The sequence below is a fragment of the Roseibium sp. M-1 genome, assembly GCF_054515675.1.
Genome location: NZ_CM137257.1, coordinates 5,678,845 through 5,691,726, shown reverse-complemented (window position 1 = coordinate 5,691,726; position 12,882 = coordinate 5,678,845). Strand labels below are relative to the sequence as shown.

The following is a 12,882-nucleotide window of genomic DNA, read 5'->3' as shown; positions in this document are numbered from 1 at the left end:
AGGACAGTATTGCCGACATGAACGCTCAGGTGCCCGACGACAACGCCAACCACATTCTGCTGGTCGATGACGACAAACGCATCAGGGATCTGCTCTCCAGGCTCCTGAAGGAAAACGGCTACAGGGTAACGACGGCCGCCAATGCGGCAGACGCACGCACCTGCCTCTCCGGCCTGGAATTCGACCTCATCATTCTCGACGTGATGATGCCGGGCGAGACCGGCCTGGAACTTGCCGCCTCCCTGCGCCAGGATTCGGCCGTGCCCATCCTGATGCTCACCGCCCGCTCCGAGGCACCGGACCGGATCGCCGGCCTGGAAGCCGGCGTGGACGATTATCTCTCCAAGCCTTTCGAACCGCGGGAGCTGATGTTGCGGATCGCGGCCATCCTGCGCCGCGGCAACCAGCAGCCGGTCGTCGTGACCGAGGAAATCCGCTTCGGCCCCTTTTCCTTCAACGCGCTGCGCGGCGAATTGAAAAACGGCGATGCCATGGTACGGCTGACCGACCGGGAAAAGCAGATCCTCGCGATCTTCGCCGAGCAGCCGGGCGCGACCGTTCCCCGCCACAAGATCGTCGGCGATGACAGTGGCCTCGGCGAGCGCACGGTGGACGTCCAGATCAACCGCCTCCGGCGCAAGATCGAAACCGATCCCGGCAATCCGATATATCTTCAGACCGTCCGCGGCATTGGCTACCGGCTCGCCTGCGACTAAGCCGGGACCCCATGGCCGATCCAGTCTCCTTCTTCGAACGCTTTCCCCTGGCACTGCCGCTGAAACCGCTCCTGACGGTCTACCGCCAGGCTTCGCGGCTGATGTACCGCATCATGCCGAAGGGCCTCTTTACCCGCACGTTCCTCATCATCGTCACACCGGTCGTCGTGCTGCAATCGGTGCTTGTCTTCGTTTTTATGGAACGGCACTACCAGCTCGTCTCCCGGCGCATGTCGGAGGCCGTGGTGCGCGAGATCGCCGCCATCGTCTACGTGCTTGAGAAATACCCTCAAGATCCCGACTACAACACGGTTGAGGGGTTGGCATCCTCGGCGCTCGGCATGTCGATATCGGTCGTGCCGCTCGAACCGCTCCCGGCACCGGCCCCGAAACCGTTTTTCGACGTCATCGACCAGGAACTCAGCCAGGCGATCAGCCAGCGGATCGGCAAACCGTTCTGGATCGACACGGTCGGCCGGTCGCGTTTCGTCGAAATCCGCATCCAGCTGAATGACAGCATTCTCAAGATCTTCACCCGCCGCAGCCAGACCTATGCCTCCAACTCGCATATCTTCCTGGTGTGGATGTTTTCTACTTCGCTCGTGCTGGTGATCATCGCCCTCCTCTTCCTGCGCAACCAGATCCGGCCGATCGTGCGCCTTGCAGATGCGGCGGAAGCCTTCGGGCGCGGCCGGCCGGTGGAGAACTTCCGCGCAAGCGGTGCGCGCGAAGTGCGCCGGGCAAGCCTCGCCTTCATCGACATGCGCCGGCGTATCGAGCGGCAGATCGAACAGCGCACCACCATGCTTGCCGGCGTCAGCCACGATCTGCGCACCATCCTCACCCGCCTGCGACTGCAGCTCGCCTTTCTCGGCAACTCCCAGGAAAGCGACGCCATGCGCAAGGATGTCGACGAAATGAGCCACATGCTGGAAGACTACCTCGCCTTTGCCAGTGGCGACGGCGACGAAGCCATCCAGAAAACCGACCTGTCACTGCTCCTGGAAGAGATCGAGGAAGAGGCGGAAATTTCCGGCCACAACGTCACCACGCGGTTTGAAGGCCCCGCCGAGATCGAGCTTCGCCGCCTCTCCATGAAACGCTGCCTGTCGAACCTCGTCACCAACGGCTGTAAATACGGCAACCGGGTCGAGGTCAGCGGAACGCTCAAGGACGGCTGGCTTACGATCCTCGTCGACGACGATGGTCCCGGCATCCCGGAGGACCAGCGCGCCATGGCCTTCCGGGCCTTCCACCGCCTCGACCTCGCCCGCAACATGGACGAGACCGGCAGCGGCCTTGGCCTTGCCATTGCCCGCGACGCCGCCAGGGGTCATGGCGGCGATCTCTACCTGGAGGACAGCCCGCTCGGCGGCCTGCGGGCACGCTTGCGGATACCCGCCTGAACCATCCGGAAGCACCACATCTGAGCTTGAAGGGCACAGTGACGTTGCTTGGCGAACAAGCCTTTCACCTGCCGATCCAGATCCTATGAAGAACAGTCCAATTTCCGGTTGACTGTATCGGTTGTTTCTTCCTACGAATTGCCGTCCGGTTCTTACCCGTTTTCCACCGGTCCAACGCATTCCTATGAGGCGGGGCAAGGAATGCGCATGTCTGAAATTCTTATCAAGAACGCTGATACCGTCTTGACCATGGACGATGACCGAAGGGAGCTCCCGGCTGTCGACATCCGTGTCCGCGACGCGATCATCACGGAAATCGGATCCGGCCTCACCGGCACTGGCGAGGTCCATTCGGCCCGTGGCTGTGTCGTCACGCCGGGCCTCGTCAACACCCATCACCATCTCTATCAGAGCCTGACTCGCGCCGTGCCGGGCGGTCAGGATGCCCTGCTCTTCGGCTGGCTGCAGACGCTTTACCCGATCTGGTCGCGCTTTGGCCCGGAGGAGATGTTCGTTTCCGCGCAGACCGGCCTGGCGGAACTGGCCCTGTCGGGCTGCACACTGACTTCCGACCATCTTTATCTCTATCCGAACGGTTCCCGCCTCGACGACACGATTGCCGCGGCGCATGAAATCGGCCTTCGGTTTCATCCGACGCGCGGTGCAATGAGCATCGGTGAGAGCGACGGCGGCCTGCCGCCGGACGCGCTGGTCGAGAAGGAAGCCGCGATCCTTGAGGATTCGATCCGCGTGGTCGACGCCTTTCACGATCCGTCCGAGGGCGCGATGGTGCGTGTCGGGCTGGCGCCGTGCTCGCCCTTTTCCGTCAGCCGCGACCTGATGCGCGAAGCAGCGCTTCTTGCCCGCGACAAGAAGGTGATGCTGCATACCCATCTTGCCGAAAACAACGAGGACATTTCCTATTCCGAGGAAAAGTTCGGCTGCCGGCCGGGTCAATATGCCGAGGATCTCGGCTGGACGGGGGCCGATGTCTGGCACGCTCACTGTGTCAAGCTCGACGGCAAGGAGATCAGGCTCTTTGCCGACAGCGGCACGGGCGTTGCCCATTGCCCCTGCTCCAACTGCCGGCTCGGCAGCGGCATCGCACCGGTGCGGGCGATGCGCGATGCGGGCGTCAAGGTCGGTCTCGGCGTCGATGGCTCCGCCAGCAACGATGCCGGCAATCTGGTGCTGGAAGCCCGCCAGTCCTTGCTGTTGCAGCGGGTCGCAAACGGCGCCGATGCCATGTCCGCCCGCGAGGCGTTGGAAATCGCCACCCGTGGGGGCGCCGACGTGCTGAACCGTCCCGACTGCGGCCGGATTGCCGTCGGCAAGCGCGCCGATATCGCCATCTGGGATGTCTCAGGCATCGAAAGCGCAGGCAGCTGGGATCCGGCGGCCCTGCTGCTGGCCGGCCCCACCCGCGTCAGGGATCTCTTCGTCGAAGGCCGTCAGGTTGTCAGCGACGGAAACATGATCACGATCGACCTGCCCAGGGTCATCGAACGCCAGAACCGTCTGGCGCGATCGATCCGAACCTGATCACACGAGAAAAGTGACCCGGCGGGCACAACGCCCGCCGGAACACATTCAGTAAAGGCGCCCGCCGAGGGGCACGTCCTTGTCCGGTGACAGCAGCACCACCTCACCATCCTCGTCCGGCACTCCAAGCGTCAGCACCTCGGACATGACGGGACCGATCTGGCGTGGCGGGAAGTTGACCACCGCCATCACCCGTTTTCCGACAAGCGTTTCAGGCGTGTAGTGCCTGGTGATCTGCGCGGAGGTTTTCTTGATGCCGATCTCGGGGCCGAAATCGATCCGCATCTTGTAGGCCGGATTGCGCGCCTCGGGAAATGCCTCGGCCTCGACAACCTGGCCGACACGCACATCCACTTTCAGGAAATCGTCAAAACTGATCTGGTCGCTCACGGACATATCCTCTGTTCTCGCAAGCGACCATGGCCACAGGAGCGCCGGCACGCAAGGTGGCTGACCCCAGGACTTTCAAAACTCCAACCGGGTGTTGCAATCAGGCACCCGCAGGCGCTTCTCCGGAAGATCCCGGCTCGCCGTCCTGGGCTTCATGCGGGGATCGGCGTCTGTCGCGCCGTTCAGCGGCCTTGCGGAAGAAGGACTGCACCCCCTTGGCGAAGCTGTCGAGCGTGCCGAGCCGCTTCATGAAGCTCGAGCCGCGGTCCAGTTCCTTGTCGAGACGCGCCATGGTGCGCGGCATGCCTTCGTCTTCCTCGTCCAGCCAGACATCGACCACACGGGCAAAGGCGATCGCCAGACCTTGAGCGACAACCGTCGCCTTCACGCCCGAGACATCGATCCCGGCGGCGATCAGCATCCATTTCTGCGATCGGACTTCGAGCGCGTTGAAATCCAGAGCCAGCGCCGGATCTTTCCGAGCGGCCCTGTGCAGGGCACAGACGGCCTCCTTGTGCTCCGCCAGCGCATCGATGCGGGTCATCAGGATATCGAACAGACGGTCGCGTGGCGGCTGGTCGTCCATGTCCGTGTCACGCTCGTCGAGAACTTTCCTGTCGACCTCTTCGAGAAAGGCCGCGACCAGTTTCAGCTTGGAGCTGTACGCCCCGCGCATGTCGGAGAGCTTGATCTTCGCCGTTGCTGCAATCAAAGGAAGAGAGACATCCTCGAAAGGGTGTTCCGAGAGCAGGCCCAGAAAAGTATCAAGGATCTTCTGCTTCGTCTTTGCGGTTGCCATGGATCGGTCTCCTCACAAACGGATGACCTAAAGATAGGAAACCAGAGCGGCGGCGAAAAGAGTGACCCGCCGCCGCAGGTCTTGTTGCACCGGATCAGCCGGCGAGTTCGCGTGCCCGTTTTACCGCCGCTGCCACGGCCTCGGTCAGCACCGGCTGCAGGCCTTCGGCATGCATCAACACGTCCAGCGCAGCGGCCGTGGTGCCGTTGGGGCTGGTCACGTTCTGCCGCAGGATCGACGGATGTTCCCGAGACTGGTGCATCAGCTCCCCGGCACCGCAGACTGTCGCAACAGCCAGCTCATGCGCAAGCTCTTCAGGCAGTCCCGCCGCCCTGCCCGCCTCGCTCAAGGCTTCCGCCAGGAAAAAGACATAGGCCGGGCCGGACCCGCTGACGCCCGTCACCAGATCGATCTGGTCCTCGCTGTCGAGCCAGACCACCTTGCCGACGGCGGAAAGCAGCTTCGTCACATCCGCTTTCTGGACTTCGGAGACCGCGGACGTCGGATAGACCGCCGTGATACCGCGCTTGACCATGGCCGGCGTGTTCGGCATGCAGCGGCAGACCGGAACCTTGCCGAACGCGGCTTCGAATTTGCAAACGGGCGTGCCTGCGGCGATCGACAGCACCAGCGTGTCGGCAGCAACAGCGGGCTTCAGGCCGGGAAGGACAACGTCCATCAGCTGCGGCTTGATGGCGATCATGACCATGCCCGCGACGAGATCGCCGGGAACCGACGTCACGTGGCGGATGCCATGCTGTTTCAGAAGCGCGTCCATCTCGTCGGAGAGGCGCGGATCGCTGACCACGATGGCGGCGGGATCGATCCCTTCCGCCATCCAGCCGGATAAAAGGGCTCCGCCCATCTTGCCTGCGCCGACAAGAAGGAAGGGCCGTTCCTTTGAAAAACTCATGCTTCTCCTGCGGTTTCGAACAAAGCCGTGCTCATCGCCTCGGCAGCCGAGTGGCCGGCCCAGACGACGAATTGGAAGGCTTGATAGAAACGCTCGCAGTTTTCAAGAGCATTTGTCAGCATTGCCTCGACCTGGGCCGAGGACGCTTCCGCACCGCCGGCCAGAAGCAGGGACTGGCGGAACATGACCACGCTCTCCTTGCTCCAGAGATCGAAGTGCCCCATCCAGAGCTGTTCGTTGACGAGGGCGAGCAGGCGCAGCACTTCGGTCTTGCGAAGTTCCGTGACCTTGAGGTCGAAAGCACAGGCAAGATGCAGCGCTTCGACTTCTTCCATCCAGGAGAAGGAGACATGATAGTCGCACCAGCTGCCTTCGAGGGAGATGGTGATCTCATCCTCGTCGGACCGCTCAAAAGCCCAGTCGTTCAGGGCGGCGACAGTCTCGATCATGTCAACGGGATTGCCAGGTCGCTCGAGGTCGATCTCGATGAGGCTCATGATGCCTACTCCCCTTCTGAGCCGGGGGCCGGATACCCGATCACGATAACCGGGCGGGCCGCCGGGAAAAGTCCCATGCCGGAGGAGCAAAACGCGTCCTTTGTTGGCCCTTGCGAAGCGAACCGGTTCCGTCTTGCTCCGACGAATCCCTGTTATCTTTGAGTATAGGAGCAGGAATGATTTAAGGGATACATACCAGCTGAGCCTAAAAAGCCGAAACTTGTGGAAGACTCAGCGGCATTTTTCATCACACTGCCCAAAAACAACGCAATTCCGCCAAGTGCATGTGTCGTCTTTCTGTCATCAACAATTAACAGAAATTGCTCACATCACCGTCAACGAACCACCTCAAGCGTCGCCTGCGGACACTTTTCCCGGATTTTCCAGTGCAGCCAGCCGCGATTCGAGTTCGTCGATCCGGTCGAGCGCGCGCACCGCCATCTCCTTGACGGCCTCGTGTTCCTCGCGGGAAACGACGTCCATATCGGACAGGAACCGCTCCGCCTGTGCCCGGAATGCGGTTTCCACCTCGCGGCGCGCGCCCTGTGCAACACCAGCGGCATCGGTCATCAGCTTGGCGAAATCATCGAGAAGCCGGTTCGGCCCTTGGGTCATCGGACCCTCCTTGATCGCAATATTTTCGATAGCAGACAGGTATGGGGGATCGCGGCCAACTTCAAGCTCCAATTCCGCCGCAGGCCTGATCGGCCGTCCGCAGCCTGCCGCTTGACGGAGCCGCCAAGATCCTCCAAGCGTTGCCCGGGTTTTGCCCTATTGTCCGAGCAAGACGTTTTGCGACTGAAACATAAGGTTCCACCGTGCCGCCTCTTCTGGTTCTGCCGTTTCCCGCCATCGACCCGGTGATCGTCGAATTCGGCCCTTTCGCCCTTCGCTGGTATGCGCTCGCCTATATAGTCGGCATTCTGCTGGCCTGGCGCTACATGCGCAGCCTGGTGCGCAACGACCGCCTCTGGTGGGGCGGGCTGCGCCGGCCGACGCCGCTCGACATGGACGACTTCGTGCTTTGGGGCACGCTCGGCATCATCATCGGCGGACGGCTCGGCTATGTGCTGTTCTATAATCCCGGCTATTATCTTGAGCATCCGGGAGAGGCATTGGCCATCTGGACGGGCGGGATGTCGTTCCATGGCGGCTTCGCCGGCACCGTGATCGCCATGATCCTGTTTGCCTGGAAACGCGGCCTGCCGCTGTGGACCCTGTTTGACCTTGCCGGTTGCGCCGCCCCCATCGGCCTCTTCTTCGGCCGCATCGCCAACTTCATCAATTCCGAACTCTGGGGCCGACCGGCCGACGTGCCCTGGGCCGTGGTGTTCCCGACCGGCGGCCCGGAGCCCCGCCATCCGAGCCAGCTTTATGAAGCAGCGCTCGAGGGCGTCGTGCTCTTTCTTGTGCTGTTCGTACTCTGCCGCAGGTTCAAGCTGCTGCAGAAACGCGGCTTTCTCGCCGGCGCCTTCGCGTTCGGCTATGGCATCGCCCGCTCCATTGCGGAACTTTATCGCGTCCCCGACGAACATATCGGATATCTCGGCGGCTTCCTCACGATGGGCATCCTGCTCTCCCTGCCCATGATCCTTGCCGGGCTCGCTGCAATGATCTGGGCAGCACGGCGCCCTGCCGAAGTGGAGCCGGCGTGACGAGGCTTGGTGAAAAGCTGAAAGCGCGGATCGAGGCGGACGGACCTCTTTCCGTTGCCCAATACATGTCGGTCTGCCTCGGCGACCCGGAGGCCGGGTACTACATCACCCGCGAGCCATTCGGTGCCAAGGGCGACTTCATCACCGCGCCGGAAATCAGCCAGATGTTCGGCGAACTCGTCGGTGCCGCCTGTCTCTCCGCCTGGCAGGCGCTCGGCAGCCCGGACGATTTCCAGCTGGTCGAACTTGGGCCTGGCCGCGGCACGCTGATTTCAGATCTTCTGCGCGTTGCTGCCTTGCGTCCCGCATTCATCAAGGGGGCGCATCTGAACCTCGTCGAGACCAGTCCCAGGTTGCGGCAGATGCAGTCGAAGACGCTGGCAAAGGCCCCACTCCAGCCAACATTCCGCGACCGCTTTCAGGACGTGCCGGAAGGCCCGTTGATCCTGGTTGCCAACGAATTCTTCGACGCCCTCCCGATCCACCAGTTCGTCAGGACGGCAAATGCCTGGCAGGAGCGCCAGGTCGGCCTGGCGGGCACCGGTGAATTGACCTTCGGCATCGGCGCGGCTCGTCTTTCGGACGACGCGATCCCTGCCCATCTCGCCAGCGCACCTGAAGGCTCGATTTTCGAAACCCAGCCCGCCGCCAATGCCATTGCCGAGGAAATCGGCCGCCGGATTGCTTCATATTGCGGTGCCGCTCTCTTCATCGATTACGGTTACCTGAAGACAGCAGCCGGCGACACGCTGCAGGCGCTTTACAGACACACCTACGATGACGTCCTGGCCCATCCGGGCGAAGCCGACCTCACCGCCCATGTCAATTTCGAGGCCCTGGCTGCGGCCGCAATCCGGGGCGGGGCAACCGCCCTGCCGCCGCTGACACAGGGTGACTTCCTGTTGCGGTCCGGGCTTGTGGAACGGGCCGGCGCGCTTGGGGCGGGCAAATCCCTCGCGGAACAGGAAACCATCCGCGACGCGGTCGAACGCCTGGCTGCTCCCGGCCAGATGGGCGATCTCTTCAAGGTTCTTGCGGTGACAAGTTCCGGAATTGCCTTCCCGCCGTTTGACAGCGCGTCCTGAACACCCCAAGGATCAGACGCCGCGCAAGCGAATCCCGCCGCTTTAGGAGACCGGAATGAAGATCGAAGCAGATGCCCTCAAGCTTGACGGCCTGGCGCACGGCTTCTTCACCCGTCAGGGCGGCGTCTCCGAAGGGATATACGGCAGCCTCAACATCGGCCTCGGCTCCGACGATGAACGCGAGAAGGTTCAGGAAAACCGCAAGCGGGTGGCGGCTCACTTTGACGTCGGCCCGGAAAAGCTCGTTTCGCCCTACCAGATCCATTCGCCGGACGTGATTGCCGTCACCGGCCCCTGGGTAAAGGATGCCGAACGCAAGGCCGATGCGCTGGTCACCGCAACGCCAGGCGTTGCCATCGGCATCTCGACGGCCGATTGCGGCCCCGTTCTCTTTGCCGACCCGCAAGCCCGTGTCGTCGGTGCGGCCCATTCCGGCTGGAAAGGCGCCGTAACCGGTGTCCTGCAAAACACCGTTTCGGCCATGGAGGCCCTCGGCGCCAGCCGCGGCAATATCGTCGCGGTGCTCGGCCCCACGATCTCGCAGCAAGCCTACGAAGTCGGCCCTGAGTTTCGCGAGCGATTCCTGTCGGAAAATGCCGGAAACGGCCGCTATTTCATTGCCTCGACCCGTCCGGACCACTTCATGTTCGACCTGCCGGCCTTCGTCACCGGCAAGCTCACGCAGCTTGGCCTTCGCCTCGTCACCGACATGGCACTGTGTACCTATGCCGACGAGGACCGTTTCTATTCCTACCGCCGCACGACGCACCGCAAGGAGCCGGACTACGGCCGCCAGATCAGCGCAATCGCACTCGTTTGAGGACCCGCCATGGCACTTCACTTTTCCGATGCCGAATTCGAGAGCCGCTTCGACCGCCTGAAGGCCGCGATGGAAGCCGAAAAGCTCGACGCCATGCTGCTCTTCGCCCAGGAAAGCATGTACTGGCTGACCGGCTACGACACGTTCGGCTTCTGCTTCTTCCAGTGCCTGGTGGTGACGAAGGAAGGGCGCAAGGTGCTCCTGACCCGTTCGGCCGACGAACGCCAGGCCAAGCACACCTCCAATATCGAGGACATCCGCATCTGGATCGACCGCGGCGCAGCCACACCGGTCGGGCAGCTGAAGGACATGCTCTTCGACCTGGACCTGCTCGGCAGCCGTCTCGGCATCGAATACGACACCCACGGCATGACCGGAAAGATCGCCCTCAAGATCAACGAGGAACTCTCCAGCTTCGCCGATATCCGCGATGCGTCTCCGCTGGTCCCGGAGCTCCGCTCGGTGAAGAGCGCCGAAGAGATCGTCTATGTGCGCAAGGCGGCCGAACTCGCCGACAAGGCGTATCACGCCGCACTTGACGAGATCCGTCCCGGGGCAGACGAAGGCCGTATTCTGGCGGCGATGCAGGGCGCAATCTTCGAAGGCGGCGGCGACTATCCGGGCAACGAATTCATCATCGGCTCCGGCCGTGACGCACTGCTGTGCCGCTACAAGGCCGGCCGCAGGGAGCTGTCCGCCCAGGACCAGATCACTTTGGAATGGGCTGGCGCTTATCGCCATTACCATGCAGCGCTGATGCGCACGGTAGTGGTCGGCACCCCGACCGACCGGCACCAGGAAATGTACCTGGCAGCTCGTGAAGCGCTGGCAGCGGTCGAAACCCAGCTTGTCACCGGCCGCACCTTCGGCGATGTCTTCGATGCCCATGCGGAGCGCATGGACGCTCATGGCATGATGCCCCACCGTCTCAACGCCTGCGGCTATTCGCTCGGCGCCCGCTTCACGCCAAGCTGGATGGACATGCCCATGGCCTACAAGGCCAATCCGGCCGAGGTCAAACCGGACATGGTGATCTTCATGCACATGATCCTGATGGATTCCATCTCCGGCACCGCCATGACACTCGGCCAGACCTACCTGACCACGGCGGGTGCGCCGGAATGCTTCTCCACGCTGCCTCTCGACCTGCCGGTCAAGTCAGGCTAAACCAGTTCCACCTTGCGGCCCGGTGATTTTCCCGTCATTTCCAAGTGGCTGCTTCAAGACGATTTCGAGACCGAGAGCCAGGCGTCCGCATGCCAAACCAAACCAGCCCGAAAACCCGTTCTTCCCTGCGCCTCCTGGCCGGACTTGCGCTGGTGGCAGGCCTCGCAGCCTGCCAGGCTTCGCCGCAGCCGCCGAGCCCGATCGCCACGACAGCGCCAACGCCGTCGATTTCCAGTCAGGTCGATCCGGAAGAAGGCATCACCTTCGCGTTCGAGCCCTTTACGGGCGCCCCCGGCAACATTGCCGACGAACTCTCCGAGCTGATCGGCGCGGAAGCGCGCAAGCAGGGCATCACCCTGGTGCGCCGGGTCGGGGCATCGGCAACCTACCGGGTCAACGGATTCCTGTCGGCGACCGGCCAGCCTTCCAACGGCACCGTTTTCTACGTCTTCGACATTGTCGACAGCTCCGGCCGACGGCTGAAGCGAATCTCCGGCACCGAAGACACCGGAGGCGCCTCGGGCGATCCATGGCAGGCGGCCTCTTCCGGCGTGTTGTCGCGCATTGCCAATCGCTCCATGGTGGAAATCAAGGCCTGGCTCAACCGATAATGACGAGCTTCGTCAGCTAATTATCGTGCCGCGTCACAAAAAATAAAAAAAAGCGTCTGTCGGGCGTCAACGCCTGTTGTCGTCGGGGTGCTTGGTTGTTACAACGCCGCCGCCTGCCGAGGGTTCTCCCAAAGGGTCTCCGGCACCCGGCACTGACATAAGACCTAGGCCTTTCCGCGTGTCTGCATGGGCGGTATCCGCCCGCAGCCCCGCCGTCGCACCAGAAGGACTTGCGGCTCATGAAGATCGTCGCGGGCAATTCCAACCGAGCCCTGGCTGAGGAAATCTCCAAATATCTGGACGCTCCTCTGGCCAAATGCCAGGTCCGGCGGTTTGCCGACCAGGAAATCTTCGTCGAAATCCAGGAAAACGTGCGCGGTGAAGACGTCTTCGTCGTGCAGCCGACCAGCTACCCGGCAAACGACCACCTGATGGAGCTGCTCATCATCATCGATGCGCTGCGCCGCTCCTCCGCCCGCCGCATCACCGCAGTCATCCCCTATTTCGGCTACGCCCGGCAGGATCGCCGCGCTTCCGGCCGAACCCCGATCTCGGCGAAGCTGGTGGCGAACCTCATTACCGAAGCCGGTGCGGACCGCATCTTGACCCTGGATCTCCACGCCGGACAGATCCAGGGTTTTTTCGATATCCCGACGGACAATCTCTTTGCCGCACCGGTCATGACCCGCGACATCAAGGAACGGTACGCGACGGACAACGTCATGGTCGTGTCGCCCGATGTCGGCGGCGTGGTGCGCGCCCGCGCACTGGCCAAGCGCATCGAAGCCCCGCTCTCCATCGTCGACAAGCGCCGCGACAAGCCTGGAGAGTCGGAAGTCATGAACATCATCGGCGATGTGAAGGGCTATGACTGCATCCTCGTCGACGACATCGTCGACAGTGGCGGCACGCTCTGCAACGCGGCGGAGGCCCTGCTCTCCAAGGGCGCCAAGTCGGTGACCGCCTATATCACCCACGGCGTTCTATCCGGCGGCGCGGTCGCCCGTGTCACCTCGTCCAAGCTGAAAGAGCTGGTCATCACCAACTCGATCGAGCCGACCGCCGCCATCACCGCCGCGGCAAACATCCGCGCCATCTCGATCGCCCCGCTGATCGGCGAAGCGATCAACCGCACGGCGCTGGAAAAATCGGTCTCGAGCCTCTTCAGCTAGGGCCTCCTGCACGTCGAGATCTTCAAACGCCCGGTTAACGCCGGGCGTTTTGCTTTAATCTCGACCACTCTCTCTGCTTTCGAACTGCTGAGGCCGTCATCTTGGCCGC

14 protein-coding genes are annotated in these 12,882 nt (G+C 62.6%); 9 read left to right on the top strand and 5 right to left on the bottom strand.

The features are described 5' to 3' along the window. The first annotated feature begins 17 nt into the window (after positions 1–17). The 3 genes from ACX3M4_RS25690 (at position 18) to ACX3M4_RS25680 (ending at position 3,664) form a co-directional block, all read left to right on the top strand. Positions 18–716: a response regulator gene (locus ACX3M4_RS25690; protein WP_459355820.1), complete on the top strand. Its 699-nt coding sequence runs from the start codon at positions 18–20 to the stop codon at positions 714–716. Between the two features lie 11 nt (positions 717–727). Next, entirely contained in the window at positions 728–2,122 is a 1,395-nt protein-coding gene (locus ACX3M4_RS25685) for an ATP-binding protein (RefSeq protein WP_459355819.1), read from the top strand. A 207-nt stretch (positions 2,123–2,329) separates the two neighbouring features. Beyond that, on the top strand, positions 2,330–3,664 hold the full coding sequence (locus ACX3M4_RS25680; RefSeq protein ID WP_459355818.1) for an 8-oxoguanine deaminase: 1,335 nt from the start codon (positions 2,330–2,332) through the stop codon (positions 3,662–3,664). A gap of 48 nt (positions 3,665–3,712) precedes the next feature. Here the strand turns inward: ACX3M4_RS25680 and ACX3M4_RS25675 are convergent, their stop codons facing one another. The 5 genes from ACX3M4_RS25675 to ACX3M4_RS25655 form a co-directional block, all read right to left on the bottom strand. Then, positions 3,713–4,060: a tRNA-binding protein gene (locus ACX3M4_RS25675; RefSeq protein WP_459355817.1), complete on the bottom strand. Its 348-nt coding sequence runs from the start codon at positions 4,058–4,060 to the stop codon at positions 3,713–3,715. A 94-nt stretch (positions 4,061–4,154) separates the two neighbouring features. Then, entirely contained in the window at positions 4,155–4,853 is a 699-nt protein-coding gene (locus ACX3M4_RS25670) for a TetR/AcrR family transcriptional regulator (RefSeq protein ID WP_459355816.1), read from the bottom strand. Positions 4,854–4,947: 94 nt separating this feature from the next. After that, positions 4,948–5,766 (bottom strand): pyrroline-5-carboxylate reductase, encoded by an 819-nt coding sequence (gene proC / locus ACX3M4_RS25665; protein ID WP_459355815.1) that lies wholly within the window; start codon positions 5,764–5,766, stop codon positions 4,948–4,950. Further along, positions 5,763–6,263, bottom strand: a complete 501-nt coding sequence (locus ACX3M4_RS25660) for a type III secretion system chaperone family protein (RefSeq protein ID WP_459355814.1) — start codon at positions 6,261–6,263, stop codon at positions 5,763–5,765. Before ACX3M4_RS25660 ends, proC begins: the two co-directional genes overlap by 4 nt. Positions 6,264–6,611: 348 nt before the next feature. After that, positions 6,612–6,878 (bottom strand): accessory factor UbiK family protein, encoded by a 267-nt coding sequence (locus ACX3M4_RS25655; protein ID WP_459355813.1) that lies wholly within the window; start codon positions 6,876–6,878, stop codon positions 6,612–6,614. A gap of 203 nt (positions 6,879–7,081) precedes the next feature. Between ACX3M4_RS25655 and lgt the strand changes: the two genes are divergently transcribed. The 6 genes from lgt to ACX3M4_RS25625 all read left to right on the top strand — a co-directional run bounded on the left by lgt (position 7,082) and on the right by ACX3M4_RS25625 (position 12,773). Next, positions 7,082–7,918: a prolipoprotein diacylglyceryl transferase gene (gene lgt, locus ACX3M4_RS25650; protein ID WP_459355812.1), complete on the top strand. Its 837-nt coding sequence runs from the start codon at positions 7,082–7,084 to the stop codon at positions 7,916–7,918. After that, a complete protein-coding gene (locus tag ACX3M4_RS25645) occupies positions 7,915–9,003 on the top strand; it encodes a class I SAM-dependent methyltransferase (protein WP_459355811.1) in 1,089 nt (362 codons plus the stop codon). Before lgt ends, ACX3M4_RS25645 begins: the two co-directional genes overlap by 4 nt. Positions 9,004–9,058: 55 nt before the next feature. Continuing rightward, positions 9,059–9,823 carry a peptidoglycan editing factor PgeF gene (pgeF, locus tag ACX3M4_RS25640; protein WP_459355810.1) on the top strand — a complete coding sequence of 255 codons (765 nt, stop codon included), beginning with the start codon at positions 9,059–9,061 and terminating at the stop codon, positions 9,821–9,823. A gap of 9 nt (positions 9,824–9,832) precedes the next feature. Further along, the gene (locus ACX3M4_RS25635) at positions 9,833–10,990 is read left to right on the top strand and encodes a M24 family metallopeptidase (RefSeq protein WP_459355809.1); all 1,158 of its coding nucleotides are present in this window, start codon (positions 9,833–9,835) and stop codon (positions 10,988–10,990) included. Positions 10,991–11,079: 89 nt separating this feature from the next. Next, on the top strand, positions 11,080–11,601 hold the full coding sequence (locus ACX3M4_RS25630; RefSeq protein WP_459355808.1) for a hypothetical protein: 522 nt from the start codon (positions 11,080–11,082) through the stop codon (positions 11,599–11,601). Between the two features lie 239 nt (positions 11,602–11,840). After that, positions 11,841–12,773, top strand: a complete 933-nt coding sequence (locus ACX3M4_RS25625; protein ID WP_459355807.1) for a ribose-phosphate pyrophosphokinase — start codon at positions 11,841–11,843, stop codon at positions 12,771–12,773. The last annotated feature ends 109 nt before the right edge of the window (positions 12,774–12,882 follow it).